At 70.4% G+C, this 15,030-nt stretch carries 18 protein-coding genes and 5 tRNA genes; 7 read left to right on the forward strand and 16 right to left on the reverse strand.

Annotated elements, in window-relative coordinates:
* The first annotated feature begins 38 nt into the window (after nucleotides 1–38).
* On the forward strand, nucleotides 39–224 hold the full coding sequence (gene rpmB / locus ACFY1J_RS34595) for a 50S ribosomal protein L28 (RefSeq protein ID WP_003993230.1): 186 nt from the start codon (nucleotides 39–41) through the stop codon (nucleotides 222–224).
* Between the two features lie 123 nt (nucleotides 225–347).
* Here the strand turns inward: rpmB and thiD are convergent, their stop codons facing one another.
* Together thiD and ACFY1J_RS34605 are read right to left on the reverse strand one after the other, a co-directional pair.
* Nucleotides 348–1,139 (reverse strand): bifunctional hydroxymethylpyrimidine kinase/phosphomethylpyrimidine kinase, encoded by a 792-nt coding sequence (gene thiD / locus ACFY1J_RS34600; RefSeq protein ID WP_390712542.1) that lies wholly within the window; start codon nucleotides 1,137–1,139, stop codon nucleotides 348–350.
* Nucleotides 1,136–2,101 (reverse strand): thiamine-phosphate kinase, encoded by a 966-nt coding sequence (locus tag ACFY1J_RS34605; RefSeq protein ID WP_390712541.1) that lies wholly within the window; start codon nucleotides 2,099–2,101, stop codon nucleotides 1,136–1,138. The genes thiD and ACFY1J_RS34605 overlap by 4 nt, the downstream gene beginning before the upstream one ends.
* Before the next feature lie 206 nt (nucleotides 2,102–2,307).
* On the opposite strand from ACFY1J_RS34605, the gene ACFY1J_RS34610 reads away from it, so the two are divergent.
* Together ACFY1J_RS34610 and ACFY1J_RS34615 are read left to right on the forward strand one after the other, a co-directional pair.
* Nucleotides 2,308–2,541 carry an Lrp/AsnC family transcriptional regulator gene (locus ACFY1J_RS34610; RefSeq protein ID WP_003997603.1) on the forward strand — a complete coding sequence of 78 codons (234 nt, stop codon included), beginning with the start codon at nucleotides 2,308–2,310 and terminating at the stop codon, nucleotides 2,539–2,541.
* A gap of 20 nt (nucleotides 2,542–2,561) precedes the next feature.
* A complete protein-coding gene (locus ACFY1J_RS34615; protein ID WP_390712540.1) occupies nucleotides 2,562–3,080 on the forward strand; it encodes a DUF3515 domain-containing protein in 519 nt (172 codons plus the stop codon).
* Nucleotides 3,081–3,143: 63 nt separating this feature from the next.
* On the opposite strand, the gene ACFY1J_RS34620 is transcribed toward ACFY1J_RS34615, so the two are convergent.
* The 3 genes from ACFY1J_RS34620 to ACFY1J_RS34630 are packed head-to-tail and all read right to left on the reverse strand — an operon-like array spanning nucleotide 3,144 to nucleotide 6,150.
* Nucleotides 3,144–4,301: a D-alanine--D-alanine ligase family protein gene (locus ACFY1J_RS34620; RefSeq protein WP_390712539.1), complete on the reverse strand. Its 1,158-nt coding sequence runs from the start codon at nucleotides 4,299–4,301 to the stop codon at nucleotides 3,144–3,146.
* 59 nt (nucleotides 4,302–4,360) lie between these two features.
* The gene (locus ACFY1J_RS34625; RefSeq protein WP_390712538.1) at nucleotides 4,361–5,371 is read right to left on the reverse strand and encodes an NAD(P)H-dependent glycerol-3-phosphate dehydrogenase; all 1,011 of its coding nucleotides are present in this window, start codon (nucleotides 5,369–5,371) and stop codon (nucleotides 4,361–4,363) included.
* On the reverse strand, nucleotides 5,368–6,150 hold the full coding sequence (locus tag ACFY1J_RS34630) for a lysophospholipid acyltransferase family protein (RefSeq protein ID WP_390712537.1): 783 nt from the start codon (nucleotides 6,148–6,150) through the stop codon (nucleotides 5,368–5,370). Before ACFY1J_RS34630 ends, ACFY1J_RS34625 begins: the two co-directional genes overlap by 4 nt.
* A gap of 155 nt (nucleotides 6,151–6,305) precedes the next feature.
* Between ACFY1J_RS34630 and cofC the strand changes: the two genes are divergently transcribed.
* A complete protein-coding gene (gene cofC, locus ACFY1J_RS34635; RefSeq protein WP_390732586.1) occupies nucleotides 6,306–6,944 on the forward strand; it encodes a 2-phospho-L-lactate guanylyltransferase in 639 nt (212 codons plus the stop codon).
* A gap of 210 nt (nucleotides 6,945–7,154) precedes the next feature.
* Nucleotides 7,155–7,367, forward strand: a complete 213-nt coding sequence (locus ACFY1J_RS34640) for a hypothetical protein (RefSeq protein ID WP_390712535.1) — start codon at nucleotides 7,155–7,157, stop codon at nucleotides 7,365–7,367.
* A gap of 78 nt (nucleotides 7,368–7,445) precedes the next feature.
* On the opposite strand, the gene ACFY1J_RS34645 is transcribed toward ACFY1J_RS34640, so the two are convergent.
* The 4 genes from ACFY1J_RS34645 to leuC form a co-directional block, all read right to left on the reverse strand.
* Nucleotides 7,446–8,075 (reverse strand): HU family DNA-binding protein, encoded by a 630-nt coding sequence (locus ACFY1J_RS34645; RefSeq protein WP_263213129.1) that lies wholly within the window; start codon nucleotides 8,073–8,075, stop codon nucleotides 7,446–7,448.
* 136 nt (nucleotides 8,076–8,211) lie between these two features.
* Nucleotides 8,212–8,442 carry a hypothetical protein gene (locus ACFY1J_RS34650; RefSeq protein ID WP_390712534.1) on the reverse strand — a complete coding sequence of 77 codons (231 nt, stop codon included), beginning with the start codon at nucleotides 8,440–8,442 and terminating at the stop codon, nucleotides 8,212–8,214.
* 263 nt (nucleotides 8,443–8,705) lie between these two features.
* Entirely contained in the window at nucleotides 8,706–9,299 is a 594-nt protein-coding gene (gene leuD, locus ACFY1J_RS34655) for a 3-isopropylmalate dehydratase small subunit (protein ID WP_390732587.1), read from the reverse strand.
* Nucleotides 9,300–9,305: 6 nt separating this feature from the next.
* A complete protein-coding gene (gene leuC / locus ACFY1J_RS34660) occupies nucleotides 9,306–10,733 on the reverse strand; it encodes a 3-isopropylmalate dehydratase large subunit (RefSeq protein WP_390712532.1) in 1,428 nt (475 codons plus the stop codon).
* Nucleotides 10,734–10,920: 187 nt separating this feature from the next.
* On the opposite strand from leuC, the gene ndgR reads away from it, so the two are divergent.
* Entirely contained in the window at nucleotides 10,921–11,637 is a 717-nt protein-coding gene (gene ndgR, locus ACFY1J_RS34665) for an IclR family transcriptional regulator NdgR (protein ID WP_145883474.1), read from the forward strand.
* 638 nt (nucleotides 11,638–12,275) lie between these two features.
* Here the strand turns inward: ndgR and ACFY1J_RS34670 are convergent.
* Nucleotides 12,276–12,800 carry a DUF4188 domain-containing protein gene (locus ACFY1J_RS34670; protein ID WP_390712531.1) on the reverse strand — a complete coding sequence of 175 codons (525 nt, stop codon included), beginning with the start codon at nucleotides 12,798–12,800 and terminating at the stop codon, nucleotides 12,276–12,278.
* 86 nt (nucleotides 12,801–12,886) lie between these two features.
* Here ACFY1J_RS34670 and ACFY1J_RS34675 point away from each other — a divergent pair, with 86 nt between their 5' ends.
* Nucleotides 12,887–13,531, forward strand: a complete 645-nt coding sequence (locus ACFY1J_RS34675) for a MerR family transcriptional regulator (RefSeq protein ID WP_390712530.1) — start codon at nucleotides 12,887–12,889, stop codon at nucleotides 13,529–13,531.
* A gap of 42 nt (nucleotides 13,532–13,573) precedes the next feature.
* Here ACFY1J_RS34675 and ACFY1J_RS34680 read toward each other — a convergent pair.
* The 6 genes from ACFY1J_RS34680 to ACFY1J_RS34705 form a co-directional block, all read right to left on the reverse strand.
* Nucleotides 13,574–13,646: transfer RNA gene (locus tag ACFY1J_RS34680), tRNA-Glu, on the reverse strand.
* A gap of 28 nt (nucleotides 13,647–13,674) precedes the next feature.
* Nucleotides 13,675–13,746 (reverse strand) — tRNA-Gln (locus tag ACFY1J_RS34685).
* A 21-nt stretch (nucleotides 13,747–13,767) separates the two neighbouring features.
* Nucleotides 13,768–13,840: transfer RNA gene (locus ACFY1J_RS34690), tRNA-Glu, on the reverse strand.
* 29 nt (nucleotides 13,841–13,869) lie between these two features.
* Nucleotides 13,870–13,942: transfer RNA gene (locus ACFY1J_RS34695), tRNA-Glu, on the reverse strand.
* A gap of 39 nt (nucleotides 13,943–13,981) precedes the next feature.
* Nucleotides 13,982–14,053 (reverse strand) — tRNA-Gln (locus tag ACFY1J_RS34700).
* A gap of 91 nt (nucleotides 14,054–14,144) precedes the next feature.
* On the reverse strand, nucleotides 14,145–14,876 hold the full coding sequence (locus ACFY1J_RS34705; RefSeq protein WP_390712529.1) for an HAD family hydrolase: 732 nt from the start codon (nucleotides 14,874–14,876) through the stop codon (nucleotides 14,145–14,147).
* Nucleotides 14,877–15,030 lie beyond the last annotated feature (154 nt).

A 15,030-nucleotide genomic window follows, 5' to 3' on the forward strand; every position in this document is an offset into this window, starting at 1 on the left:
ATCAACCGTAAGTGCATCTGAAGTCTTTGGAGTGACCCGTGGCTGCCAACTGCGACGTCTGCGGCAAGGGGCCGGGCTTCGGCAACAACATCTCGCACTCGCACCGCCGTACGTCCCGCCGCTGGAACCCGAACATCCAGCGTGTGCGTACCGTGGTCGGCGGGACGCCGAAGCGCGTGAACGCTTGCACCTCGTGCATCAAGGCCGGCAAGGTCTCGCGCTGACGCACATCCCCCAAGCTCTGAACGAGCAGGGGGGACCCCCATCGCGCGCGGCCACTGCTGGTTCGCTGCAACAAGCCGGTCCACCTGCGGGTGGGTCGGCTTTTTGCCGTTCCTACGGATCGATCAGGCCCGGAACCGCCAGGCGTGATCCACCGGCCCGATCCCCCCGCCCAGCGCGAACCCGCCCGCGATCGCCCCGGTGACGTACGCCTTCGCCTCGGTGACCGCCTCCGGCACGGAGCGCCCCTTCGCCAGCCCCGCCGCGATCGCGGACGCGAGTGTGCAGCCGGTGCCGTGCGTGTGCCGGTTGTCGTGCCGCGGTGCTCGCAGCCAGTGTTCCTCGGAGCCGTCGGTGAGCAGGTCCACGGCGTCCCCGGGCAGATGGCCGCCCTTGATCAGCACCCAGCGCGGGCCGTGGGCCAGCACGGCGGCTGCGGCCTCCCGCAGCCCCTCCTCCGACTCGACCCGCACGCCGGTGAGTTGGGTCACCTCGTCGAGGTTCGGGGTGGCCACGGTCGCCACCGGCAGCAGCTTCGTGCGCATCGAGTCCAGCGCGGAGGCGGCCAGCAGCGAGTCCCCGTGCTTGGAGACGCCGACCGGGTCCACGACCGCCGGGGCGTCCGTGTCGCCGATCAACGCGGCCACCGCCTCGACGAGTTCGGCCGAGGCGAGCATGCCGGTCTTCACGGCCTGTACGCCGATGTCGTCGACGACGCTGCGGTACTGGGCCCGCACCGCCTCCACCGGCAGTTCCCAGGCCCCCCGCACGCCGAGGGAGTTCTGCGCGGTGACCGCCGTGATCACGCTCATGCCGTGCACACCGAGCGCGAGCATCGTCTTGAGGTCGGCCTGGATGCCCGCGCCCCCGCCGGAGTCGGAGCCGGCGACGGTCAGGACCCTCGGCGGGGCGCTCACGGCTCCATGTCCCCGAAGTGGTCCCAGCCGCCCTTGCTGGTCCACGGCGCCCCGTCGACCGTCACCTGGGGCAGCGCCGAGGGGTTGAGGACCTCGCCGATGATCTTCCAGCGGGCCGGCAGCTTCACGTCCGGCGGGAAAGTCGCCACGATCGCGTGGTCCTCGCCCCCGGTCAGCACCCACTGGAGCGGGTCGACGCCGACGGCCTGACCGATGTCGTTCATCTGGGACGGGATGTCGATCGCGCCGGAACGGATGTCTATGCGGACCTTGCTGGCCTCGGCGATGTGCCCGAGGTCGGCGATCAGTCCGTCGCTCACGTCGCACATCGCGGTCGCGCCGAGCCCGGCGGCCGCGGGACCCGCGTGGTACGGCGGTTCGGGGCGGCGGTGGGCCTCGACGAAGGCGCGCGGCGAGCGGAAGCCGCGGGAGAGCACCGCGTACCCGGCCGCGGACCAGCCGAGCCAGCCGGTCACCGCGACGAGGTCGCCGGGCTGTGCTCCGGCCCGGGTCACCGGCTCCTGGTTGCGCAGATCGCCGAGCGCGGTGATCGACACCATGATCGTGTCGCCCCGTACGACATCTCCGCCGACCACGGAGGCGCCCGCGACCTGGCACTCGTCGCGCAGGCCGTCCATCAGCTCGCTGGGCCAGGTGACCGGGAGTTCGGCGGGGACGACCAGGCCGAGCAGCAGCGCGGTCGGTACGGCGCCCATGGCCGCGATGTCCGCGAGGTTCTGCGCGGCCGCCTTGCGCCCCACGTCGTACGCCGTGGACCAGTCACGGCGGAAGTGCCGCCCCTCCAGGAGGATGTCGGTGCTCGCCACGACCCTGCGGTCGGGCGCGGCGACCACCGCGGCGTCGTCGCCCGGGCCGACCCGGACCACCGGGGTGGTCGTCAGACGGGAGGTGAGCTCCCTGATGAGCCCGAATTCCCCGAGCTCACCAACAGTGCCCTTCATTGACCCTTCGCCCCTTCTGTCCCTGTCCGTACCCGCTCGCGCACCATCATCGTCCTCGATACGGTCGAGGTGACCGTCAACTTCTGTCGTGCCTGCACCCCGGCGCGGATGTCGGGGTCTGCGCAGGTCTCCCCGCGGCGAGCGACGACGCGATACCGTGGCGTTCCTTTTCCCCACATGATCCTCGTGGCCGCCCTGGAGGTTCCGTGGTACAGGCGTACATCCTGATCCAGACGGAGGTCGGCAAGGCGTCGACCGTCGCCGAGACGATCAGCAAGATCCCTGGAGTCATCCAGGCCGAGGACGTGACAGGACCGTACGACGTCATCGTGCGGGCGCAGGCCGACACCGTCGACGACCTCGGCCGCATGGTGGTCGCCAAGGTCCAGCAAGTGGACGGCATCACCCGCACCCTGACCTGCCCGGTCGTGCATCTCTAGCCCCCGTCTACCCTTGGCCGGTGGACATCTTCCGTCACCGGCTCATCGGTCTGCCCGCGCTGGCCCTGCTGATCTCCGTCGCGGGCTGCTCATCAGCAGACGACAGCGCCACCGTCGCGGTTCCCAGTCCCGACGCGAAGACGGCCGGGATGTGCCGCGAGCTGCACGAGGTGCTGCCGAAGAAGCTGGACGGACGGAGCCGCAACGACCCCGAACCCCGGTCCGCCTACACGGCGGGCTGGGGAAGCCCGGCGATCATACTGCGCTGCGGTATCGTGCGGCCGCCCAAGATGATCGACCCCAAGGTGGCCCAGGGCGCCGACCCGAACGCGATCGGCGGCGGGGTCAACGGCGTCGACTGGCTCATGGAGAAGCAGGACGACGGGACGTGGCGGTTCACCACGGCCAAGCGCGAGGCCTATGTGCAGCTGATCCTGCCGAAGGAACTGTCGGGCCAGGACGACAGCGCCCGGGTGCTCGCCGAGATGGCGGCTTCCGTCAAAAAGGCGATCCCCACGGGGATCGCCTCGATGACATGACGGCCGCACGGACATGACGGCCGCGGGCCGGGGTCCGACCCGCCGGGACCGGAGTCCGACGCCCTAGCGCAGCCCGGTCGAGCGGCGCAGGGCGGCCTCCACGAGCCGGTCCACCAGCTCCGGGTAGCTGATCCCGGTCGCCTGCCACATCTGCGGGTACATCGAGATCGGTGTGAAGCCGGGCATCGTGTTGATCTCGTTGATCACGAACTCGCCGTCCTCGGTGAGGAAGAAGTCGGCGCGGACCAGACCCTCGCACGAGGCCGCCTCGAAGGCGTCGACCGCGAGCCGCCGCACCTCGGCGGTCTCCTCGTCGGTCAGCGGCGCCGGGACGATGCCGGGCGTGGAGTCGATGTACTTGGCCTCGAAGTCGTAGTACGCGTGCGCGTCCGGCGGCGGGATCTCGGCCGGGACGGAGGCCCGCGGCCCGTCCTCGAACTCCAGGACGCCGCACTCGATCTCGCGGCCGCGCACCGCGGCCTCCACCAGGATCTTGGGATCGTGGCTCTGTGCCTCGGCGATCGCCTCGTCCAGGCCGGACAGGTCGTCGACCTTGGTGATGCCGATCGACGAACCCGCGCGCGCGGGCTTCACGAACAGCGGCCAGCCGTGCTCGCCGGCGAAGTCGATGATCTTCTTGCGGGCGGCGGACTCGTCCTGCTGCCACTCGCGGGGCCTGATCACCACATACGGGCCGACCTTGAGCCCGAAGGAGGTGAACACCCGCTTCATGTACTCCTTGTCCTGGCCGACGGCCGAGGCGAGCACACCCGCGCCCACGTACGGGACGCCGGAGAGCTCCAGGAGGCCCTGGAGGGTGCCGTCCTCGCCGTAGGGGCCGTGCAGCACCGGAAAGACCACGTCGACCTCACCGAGGGCCTTGGGCACCGATCCGGGCTCGCTGTAGACCACCTCGCGGTTGGCGGGGTCGACGGGGAGCACCACGCCGCCCTCGCTGGACTCCGCGAGCTCCTCGACGCTCGGGGTGCGGCGGTCGGTGATGGCCATCCGGTCCGGCTCGTCGGCGGTGAGCGCCCAACGGCCGTCCCGGGTGATGCCGATCGGGAGGACGTCGTACTTCGTCCGGTCGATGGCGCGCAGTACGGCGCCGGCGGTGACCACGGAGATCCCGTGTTCGGAGCTGCGTCCGCCGAACACGACGGCCACGCGCGGCTTGCGGGACGGCTGCTCAGGGCTCTGGGGGAGGTTCTCGGTGCTCATATCGCGTTGAGAGTACCCGGTGGTAGGGCCCCGAGACAGCGTCCGACAGCCCAGATCGCTCAGCGTCGTTCCGGCTTCGCACTGCGCGACATCAGCTCCTTGAGGGCCACCACCGGCGGCTTTCCCTCGTGCACGATGTCCACGACCGTCTCCGTGATGGGCATGTCGACGCCGTGCCGGCGGGCCAGATCCGCCACGGACTCGCACGACTTGACACCCTCGGCGGTCTGCTTGGTGACCGCGATCGTCTCCTCCAGGGTCATGCCCTTGCCGAGGTTGGTGCCGAAGGTGTGGTTGCGGGAGAGCGGCGAGGAGCAGGTGGCCACCAGGTCGCCCAGGCCCGCGAGTCCGGAGAAGGTGAGCGGGTCGGCGCCGAGCGCCAGACCGAGCCGGGTGGTCTCGGCGAGACCGCGGGTGATGAGCGAGCCCTTGGCGTTGTCGCCGAGGCCCATGCCGTCGGCGATACCGACCGCGAGGCCGATCACGTTCTTGACCGCGCCGCCGAGTTCGCAGCCGACGACGTCGGTGTTGGTGTACGGGCGGAAGTACGGCGTGTGACAGGCGCCCTGGAGCCGCTGGGCAACCGCCTCGTCGGTGCAGGCGACCACGGCGGCGGCGGGCATGCGGGCGGCGATCTCCCGGGCCAGGTTGGGCCCGGTGACCACGGCGATACGGTCCTGGCCGACCTTGGCGACGTCGTCGATGACCTCGCTCATCCGCATCGCGGAGCCCAGCTCGACGCCCTTCATCAGGGACACCAGGACGGTGCCGGGAGCCAGCAGCGGAACCCATTCCGCGAGGTTGGCGCGCAGGGTCTGGGAGGGGACGGACAGAACCGTGAAGTCGGCGCCGGCGGCGGCCTCGGCCGGGTCGGTGGTGGCCCGCAGGTTCTCCGGGAGCTCGACGCCCGGCAGGTAGTCCGGGTTCGTCCGGGTGGAGTTGATCGCCTCGGCGACCTCCGCACGGCGCGCCCAGATGGTGACCTCGCAGCCCGCGTCGGCGAGCACCATGCCGAAGGCCGTGCCCCACGAACCGGCGCTGAAGACCCCTGCCTTGACCGGCTTGCTCACTTGCCCTGTCCCTGCCCTTCTGCCTGCTTGGTCTGGGTCTGCGTCTGCGCCTCGGTCCGGCGCCGCTGCTCGATCCGCTCCCGGCGCGGGTCGTAGGGCGTATCGGGCGCCTTCTCGCCGCGGATCTCCTCCAGCAGGCGGGTGATGGCGGCCATGATGACCTCGGTGGCCTCCTTGAGGAGCTCCGGAGTCATCTCCTGGTCGTAGAAGCGCGACAGGTCGACCGGGGGGCCCGCGAGGACGTGGTGCGTCTTGCGCGGCCAGAGGTTGGGCTTCTTGGCGTACGGCGGCAGCAGCTCGTTGGCGCCCCACTGGGCGACCGGGATGACCGGGCACTGGGTCTGCAGCGCCACCCGCGCGGCACCGGTCTTGCCGGTCATGGGCCAGCCGTTCGGGTCGCGGGTGAGGGTGCCCTCGGGGTAGAAGGCGACGCACTCGCCGCGCTCCACGGCGTCGATCGCGGCCCGGAACGCGCTGAGCGCGTCGGTGCTCTCGCGGTAGACGGGGATCTGCCCGGTGCCGCGCATCGCGGCCCCGACGAATCCCTTCTTGAAAAGCCCGCTCTTCGCCAGGAATCGCGGAACCCGTCCGGTGTTGTACTGATAGTGCGCGTACGCGAAGGGGTCCACGTGTGAATTGTGGTTCACCGCGGTGATAAATCCGCCGTCGGCCGGAATGTTCTCCATTCCACGCCAGTCCCGCTTGATCAGAACCACCAGCGGCGGTTTGCAGAGGACCGCTGCGAAGCGGTACCAGAACCCGATTCTGCGGCGGGACACACGGACACCTTCCTCTAGGCCTTCTCCCCGGGTGCGGGGGCCGCACAAGTGTCGCCCCGGGCCGCCGGTCTGTCGAGGACACCGTACGCCCGATGACCGGAACCGCCGGATGACCCGGGTGACAATGTCCGCAACAAGAGAGGGACGGTACGTCGGTGCAGTGGACCTTGGTCATACCCCTCAAGCCCCTGGCGCGGGCCAAGAGCAGGCTCTCGGACACGGCCGCCGACGGGGTGCGCCCGGCACTGGCCCTCGCGTTCGCGCAGGACACGGTGGCCGCGGCGCTGGCATGTCCGCAGGTCAAGGATGTGGCGGTCGTCACGGACGACGAGCTGGCCGGCCGCGAGCTGGCGGCGCTGGGTGCCCGGATCGTCCCGGACGAGCCGGCCGGCGGCCTGAACGCCGCACTGGCGCACGGAGCGGGGGTCGTACGGTCGTCGCGTCCGGGAACTCCCGTGGCGGCCCTGAACGCCGACCTGCCGGCCCTGCGGCCCGCGGAATTGTCCCGGGTGCTGGCGGCCGCGGCGGAATTCCCGCGTGCTTTTCTCGCGGATGCGGCCGCAATCGGCACGACCCTGCTGGCGGCGGCCCCCGACCGGGAATTGCACCCGGCATTCGGCACCGATTCCCGCTCCCGGCACCGCGCCTCGGGGGCGGTGGAACTCCGCCTCGACGCGGTCGACTCGGTACGACAGGACGTGGACACGGGCGAGGACCTACGAGCGGCCCTGGCCCTCGGGGTGGGCCCACACACGGCATCGGTATCGGCAGGCTTGCTGATCCCGGAATCCTGAGACACCCGGCGCCGGCGCTGGGCGGGGTTGGGGGCGCTCGCCGGCGCTTGCGGGGCTTGCCGGCTCGGGGTTGCAATGGAGCCGACGGCAACTGCAACCCCCCAGGGGCGCGGGGAACTGCGCGATCAACCACAACGCACCCGCACCCGGCAGCCGCCCCGCAGGCCCAACGGCGCGACTCCGCACTCGGCGAGCATTAGGCTGGCCGACATGCAGGCGACCGCATACACGTACGACCCCCAGACCCGCAGCGGTCAGGTGCTGCTCGACGACGGCACCCCGGTGCCCTTCGACGCCCCGGCGTTCGACGCCGGAGGCCTCCGGCTGCTGCGGCCCGGGCAGCGCGTACGGATCGAGACGGAACCGGCGGAGGGCTCCGGAAAGGACCTCCGCATCACGCTGGTGACCCTGCAGACGTTCTGAGCGTCTGCCCGAACGCGCCGCGGGCCGGGCTCCCGAGGGGAGTCCGGCCCGGCGTGTGAGTGCCCTGTGCCCTGCCGATCAGCGGGCGGTGGCCTTCTTGGCGGTGGTCTTGCGTGCCGTCGACTTCTTGGCGGGGGCCTTCTTGGCCGTGACCTTCTTCGCCGGGGCCTTCTTGGCGGTGGTCTTCTTCGCCGCCGCCGTGGTCTTCTTCGCCGCGGCCGTGGTCTTCTTGGCGGTCGTCTTCTTCGCCGTGGTCTTCTTCGCGGTGACCTTCTTCGCGGGTGCCGCCTTCTTGGCGGTGACCTTCTTGGCAGCGGCCTTCTTGGCGGTGACCTTCTTCGCGGCGGCCTTCTTGACCGTCGCGGCCGCGCCGCCGGTCAGGCTGCCCTTGGGCGCCTTCTTGACGGCGACCTCGCCGCCGCGCGGGAGCTTCTTCGTGCCGCTCACCAGGTCCTTGAAGCCCTGACCGGCGCGGAAGCGCGGCACGGAGGTCTTCTTGACCCGAACCCGCTCGCCCGTCTGGGGGTTGCGGGCGTAGCGGGCGGGACGGTCCACCTTCTCGAAGGAACCGAAACCGGTGACCGAGACCCGGTCCCCGGCGACCGTCGCGCGGACGATGGCGTCCAGGACCGCGTCGACAGCGTCGGCGGCCTGCTGGCGGCCGCCGAGCTTGTCGGCAATCGCTTCTACGAGCTGCGCCTTGTTCACGTCTTCCCCTTCGGAGACATCGCCAGAACGAAAGTGTTCAAGCTTTTTCGCACGTTAGGCAGATATATACCGCAAATCAAACACGAAACGGGCTTATCACCCGTGCGCCGCAACGGACTCGGCTGTCTCGTGCGGTTCAGCCTTCCTCGTCGGGGAATCGACCCTCGTCGAGGTCCGCCGTGAACCGCTCCAGACGCCTTGCCGCATCGGCGAGATCGTGCTTGGCCGCGGCCGTAATGACCAGCAGCTTCCGGGTCAGCGCCATCCGTACGCCCTCCGGGACTTGCAGTGCGCGCACTCTTGTGTGCGCTTCCTTCAGTTGGTCCGCGACCGCCGTATAGAGCTCGAGTTGGCCGTCGTGTTCCATGCACAGATTGTGCCATCTGGGGCGAGTTGTCGCCTGCGCAGGGTGCAACTGCCGCCTCGAATGGCCTTCCGGGCACTTGCGAAAGGCTCGGATACTGCACTCACGTACCCCGGCAACAGCCTTCGTAACGTGAGAAGTTGGGCCGACGTGCGAGAACGCGCAGGGCCGTTCGGGTGCAGACATGGCTGTACCCCCAATCGTGGCGATCGGGGGTACAGAAGAGGTGTTGCGGTGGCCGAAATCAGACCTGGATCAGGCGCCGGTCAGCTCTGGAGCGTCTGCGGCTTGTACGACGGGCGCTTGGCCTCGTACGTGGCGATGTCGTCCTCGTTCTGGAGGGTGATGGAGATGTCGTCCAGGCCGTTCAGCAGCCGCCAGCGGGAGTTCTCGTCCAGCTCGAAGGAGGCGGTGATGCCCTCGGCGCGCACCTCACGCGCTTCGAGGTCCACCGTGATCTCGGCCGTGGGGTCCTTCTCGGTGAGCTCCCACAGCGCGTCCACGGTCTTCTGCTCCAGAACCACCGTGAGCAGGCCGTTCTTCAGCGAGTTGCCGCGGAAGATGTCGGCGAAGCGGGACGAGATCACCGTCTTGAAGCCGTAGTTCTGCAGCGCCCAGACGGCGTGCTCACGGGAGGAGCCGGTGCCGAAGTCGGGGCCCGCGACCAGGACCGTGGCGCCCTTGCGCTCGGGCCGGTTGAGGATGAAGTTCTCGTCCTTGCGCCAGGCCTCGAACAGCCCGTCCTCGAAGCCGTCCCGGGTCACCTTCTTGAGCCAGTGAGCAGGGATGATCTGGTCGGTGTCGACGTTGCTGCGGCGCAGCGGGACGGCCCGGCCGGTGTGGGTGGTGAATGCTTCCATGACTGATCAGACTCCAGCGGGCGCGGGGGTGTCGGCGGACAGGTCGGCGGGGGACGCCAGGTGGCCCAGGACGGCCGTCGCGGCCGCGACCTGCGGCGACACCAGGTGCGTACGACCGCCCTTGCCCTGCCGGCCCTCGAAGTTGCGGTTGGAGGTGGACGCGGAGCGCTCACCGGGGGCCAGCTGGTCCGGGTTCATGCCCAGACACATCGAGCAGCCCGCGTGCCGCCACTCGGCGCCGGCCTCCTTGAAGACCACGTCCAGGCCCTCGGAGACGGCCTGCAGGCCCACGCGCGCGGAGCCCGGGACGACCAGCATCCGTACGCCGTCGGCGACTTTGCGGTCCTTGACGATCTCGGCGGCGGCGCGCAGGTCCTCGATGCGGCCGTTGGTGCAGGAGCCTACGAAGACGGTGTCCACCTTGATGGAGCGCAGCGGCTGGCCGGCCTCCAACCCCATGTATTCCAGGGCCTTTTCGGCGGCCAGGCGCTCCGAAGCGTCTTCGTACGAAGCCGGGTCGGGGACGGACGCCGAAAGCGGCGCGCCCTGGCCGGGGTTGGTGCCCCAGGTGACGAACGGCGAGAGGGCGGCGGCGTCGATGTGCACCTCGGCGTCGAAGACCGCGTCCTCGTCCGTCTTCAGGGTCTTCCAGTACGCCACGGCGGCGTCCCAGTCCTCGCCCTCGGGGGCGTGGGCGCGGCCCTTGATGTACGCGAACGTCGTCTCGTCGGGGGCGATCATGCCCGCGCGGGCGCCGGCCTCGATCGACATGTTGCAGATGGTCATGCGGGCCTCCATCGAGAGCTTCTCGATGGCGGAGCCGCGGTACTCCAGGATGTAGCCCTGACCGCCGCCCGTACCGATCTTGGCGATGATCGCCAGGATCAGGTCCTTGGCGGTGACGCCCTCGGGCAGCTCGCCGTCGACCGTGATGGCCATGGTCTTCGGGCGGGCCAGCGGCAGCGTCTGGGTGGCCAGCACATGCTCCACCTGGGAGGTGCCGATGCCGAACGCCAGCGCGCCGAAGGCACCGTGCGTGGAGGTGTGGGAGTCGCCGCAGACGACCGTCGTACCGGGCTGGGTCAGACCCAGCTGCGGGCCGACGACGTGCACGACGCCCTGCTCGACGTCGCCCAGCGGGTGCAGCCGCACGCCGAACTCGGCGCAGTTCTTGCGCAGGGTCTCCAGCTGGGCGCGGGAGACCGGGTCCGCGATGGGCTTGTCGATGTCGAGGGTGGGGGTGTTGTGGTCCTCGGTCGCGATGGTGAGGTCGAGACGGCGCACCTGGCGGCCGTTCTGGCGCAGACCGTCGAAGGCCTGCGGGCTGGTCACCTCGTGCAGCAGGTGCAGATCGATGAAGAGGAGGTCGGGCTCGCCCTCGGCGCGCCGGACGACGTGGTCGTCCCAGACCTTCTCCGCGAGTGTCCTACCCATCGCTTTCCCTCCGGCCGGCAAAGGTGCGCCGGCCCAACTAGAGATCTTGGGAGGCGGTCCCCGCACCCTGTGCCGGGCGCCTGCCGCCAGGCCCGTTCGGTGCGCGGGCCGCTGTGCCTAACAAGGGTTGCGCGTCTCACGGAAAATTGAACTTGCGTTTCACAGAGTGAGACGTGAGTATCGTTGCATGGACAACAGTAGCGGCGTCGGCGTTCTGGACAAGGCAGCCCTTGTCCTCAGCGCTCTGGAGTCCGGTCCGGCCACCCTCGCGGGTCTGGTCGGGGCCACCGGACTGGCACGACCCACGGCTCACCGGCTGGCCGTGGCTCTGGAACACCACCGCATGGTGGCACGCGACATGCAGGGCCGGTTCATCCTCGGGCCGCGCCTGGCCGAGCTGGCCGCGGCGGCGGGCGAGGACCGCCTGCTCGCGACGGCGGGCCCGGTGCTCACCCACCTCCGCGATGTCACCGGCGAGAGCGCGCAGCTCTACCGGCGCCAGGGTGACATGCGTATCTGTGTGGCCGCGGCGGAACGGCTGTCCGGGCTTCGGGACACCGTCCCGGTCGGCTCCACGCTCACGATGAAGGCGGGCTCGTCCGCGCAGATCCTGATGGCCTGGGAGGAGCCGGAGCGCCTGCACCGGGGCCTGCAGGGCGCCCGCTTCACGGCGACGGCCCTGTCGGGCGTGCGGCGCCGCGGCTGGGCCCAGTCCATCGGCGAGCGCGAGCCCGGCGTCGCGTCCGTCTCCGCGCCCGTGCGCGGCCCGTCCAACCGTGTGGTGGCCGCGGTGTCCGTCTCCGGCCCCATCGAGCGCCTGACGCGCCACCCGGGCCGTATGCACGCCCAGGCGGTCATCGACGCCGCCGGCCGCCTCTCCGAGGCACTGCGCCGCTCCGGCTGACCCCTTCGAACCCCCGGGACACGACACCGGGGAGGACCCGCCCCAACGCCGCGGCAGGCCCTCCCCAGTCCCCCGCATCAGTCGGCCCTCTCGGCCTCGACGACCGACCACGACCGGTACGCGAACCCGCCGCGGCCGGACCCAGTCCACCGGCGAGCGCGCGCCACCTGAGCCGCATGCACGCCCAGACGGCCATCGACGCCGCCGGCCGCCTCTCCGAGGCCGCGGCAGGCACTCCCCGGCCCCCGCATCAAACTGCCCTCTCGGCCTCGACGACCGACCACAACCGGTACGCGAACCCCGCCGCGGCCGGACCCAGTCCACCGGCGAGCGCGCGCCGCCCGGGCCGCATGCACGCCCAGACGGCCATCGACGCCCCCGGCCGCCTCTCCGAGGCACTGCGCCGCTCCGGCCGAACCCACGCATCCTCGGGGTACAACACACCGGGGAGGACCCGCCCCAACGCCGTAGCAGGCCCTACCCCGCCCCCGCTTCAAACTGCCCTCTCGGCCTCGGCGACCGATACGCGAACCCACCGCGGCCGGACCCAGCCCACCGGCAAGCGCGCGCCGCCCGGGCCGTATGCACGCCCAAGGACCCGCCTCGACAGCGCGGCAGGTCCTCCCCCGCCCCCCGCTTCAGCCGGCCTTCTCGGTCTCGGGCGCCGGCTGCGACCGGTACGCGAACCGGTCCTTCGCGTACCGGCCCCGCCGCTCCAGCGGGACCTGTCCGTGCGCCGCCGCCAGGCCGAACGCCGGCATGTCGCCGTAGACGGATTCGTACGATCCCTCCGGCGCGACATACGTCTCGTGCCAGATGCCCACGTGCCCGCGCGCCCTCCCGGCCTTCTCCTCGCGGTTGACCAGCGTCCAGGCCCGGTGATGGAAGGCGTCGGGCGCGGTCGCGTACGCGTAGAGCTTCTCCTTGGACTCCCAGTACTGCACGACGTAGTACGTTCGCGGCGAGGCGGTCAGCAGGATCCGCCCCAGCAGCCCCCGGCTCCTGTCGCGAGCCAGTTCCCCCAGCATGCGCAGCATCGCCAGCATGACCGGGAGCCACTGGTGCACCGCCCAGAAGTGGTTGATGCGCATGCCGATGAGGAGGACCACCACGTCGCCTTCTGCCTCCGCGGTGGTGCGGCCCGGAACCGGTCTGGTGGACATGGCGACCCTCTCGTCCCATCAGATAGCGGCACTATCCTTCTGCGCAATGCTTGGATAGTGGCACTTCCCAAGGAAAGGCGCAAGGCATGCGGCTTGCCGAGCTGAGTGAGCGCAGCGGTGTGTCCACCGCCACGATCAAGTACTACCTGCGCGAAGGGCTGTTGGCGCCGGGCCGCCAGGTCAACGCGACGACCGCCGAGTACGACGAGGAGCATCTGCGCCGGCTGCGACTGGTGCGCGCGATGATCCAGGTCGGCCGGCTGCCGGTGGCGACGGTGCGGGAGGTGCTGGAGCATGTCGACGACGAGTCGCTGGGCCGCACCATCCGGCTGGGCGCCGCTCTGTGGGCGCTGCCGCAGGTGCCGGAGCCGGACGAGGACGACGAGTACGTCCAGTCCGCCCATCGTGAGGCGGACGGGCTGCTGGAGGTGCTGGGCTGGACCAACGCCCAGATGCTCACCACCATCTCCCCCTCGTACCGCTCCCTGGTGGTGGCGATCGCCGCGTTCCGCCGGCTCGGCTACGACTGGGACGCCCAACGGCTGGTCTTCTACGCGATGTTGATGCACGAGGCGGCGCGGTACGACCTGGATTTCGTGGAGGCGCAGCCGTCGGAGGCGGAGAAGGCGGAGAGCGCGGTGATCTCGGCGGTGCTGGTCGAGCCGATGCTCCAGGCGCTGCACCGGCTGGCCCAGGAGGAGGAGTCGGCACGGCGGTACGGCTTCGAGTAACGACGAAGGCCCTCCACCGAGGTGGAGGGCCTTCGTCCGATGTACCCCCGACCGGATTCGAACCGGCGCTACCGCCTTGAGAGGGCGGCGTGCTAGGCCGCTACACAACGGGGGCGAGGATCTTACGTTTCCGCAGATCCGAGCTGGTCTACCTGGACTCGAACCAAGACTAACTGAACCAGAATCAGTCGTGCTGCCAATTACACCATAGACCAATGATGGTTTAGACCAGTCAGTACCCCCGACCGGATTCGAACCGGCGCTACCGCCTTGAGAGGGCGGCGTGCTAGGCCGCTACACAACGGGGGCCCTAGCGATTCCGAGTTGATCGGAACCAGTACCCCCGACCGGATTCGAACCGGCGCTACTGCCTTGAGAGGGCAGCGTGCTAGGCCGCTACACAACGGGGGCTTGCGGATGGGATCCGCTGGTGCAGATGAGCTCTGCGAGCTGGCCTACCTGGACTCGAACCAAGACTAACTGAACCAGAATCAGTCGTGCTGCCAATTACACCATAGGCCACTGGAACGCAAGCCCTTGAGGGCATCTTGTTCTAGTTTTGCGCCCCGGGGTCCCGGTCTTCCGACCCGCTCCCCTCGGCGCAGGAAGAACATTACCCGAAGGTGGACGGCGCTCCAAAACGGGTATCCGCGCCGACGATGGCGGGGAGTTCGGCGAGCGTGGAGATCCGGTGCGGTACGGCGGCCCCCGCACCGTCCCCGTACACCCCGCCGCGATCGATCCACACGGACAGCAGACCGGCCTCGGCGGCGCCCCGCCCGTCGATCTCCGGGTGGTCGCCGACGTACGCGACCTGGTGCGGGGCGAGCTCCAGGGCGTCGCACGCGGCGAGGAACGCCTCGGCCTTCGGCTTGGAGACGCCCAGTTCGGCCGCGCACAGGACGGCCTCGAAGCGGTCGCGCAGGCCGAGCACCCGCAGCTTGCGGTCCTGGACCGTGAGGCTGGAGTTGGACAGCACCGCGTGCCGGTGGCTGGCGGCGAGGGCGTCGAGGGCGGGCAGGACGTCCGGGAACAGGGTCCAGGCGGCCTCGTAGTGACCGACGTAACGCTGGAACCAGGCGTCCGCCTCGGCGTCGGTCAGCTCCTGGTCCAGGAACACCCGTACGCGGTCGCGCCGCTGGCCCTCGAAGGACGTCTTCCCCGCCGAGAACCGGGCCCACTGCTGATCGGTGATCTCCCGCCAGCGCACCAGGGCCCGCTCCGGGGTCCCGTACCCGTGGAGCATGCCCTCGGCCGCCAGATGGGAGCGCATGCCCTCGCGATCCGCGCTGGTGTAGTCGAAGAGGGTGTCGTCCACGTCCCAGATCACGGCCCTGATCGTCATGTCCCCACCCTAGGCCGAACACCTGCTCCCGTCAGGACAGCACGAGGGGGGGGGGCCCCGGGGGGGGGGGGGGGCCCCCCGGGGGGGGGGGGGGCCCCGGGGGGGGGCCCCCCCCGGCCCCCCCCGCCCCCGCCGGGGGGGGGGGGGGGGTGTA

This window comes from Streptomyces sp. NPDC001406 (assembly GCF_042895285.1).
Classification (GTDB): domain Bacteria; phylum Actinomycetota; class Actinomycetes; order Streptomycetales; family Streptomycetaceae; genus Streptomyces.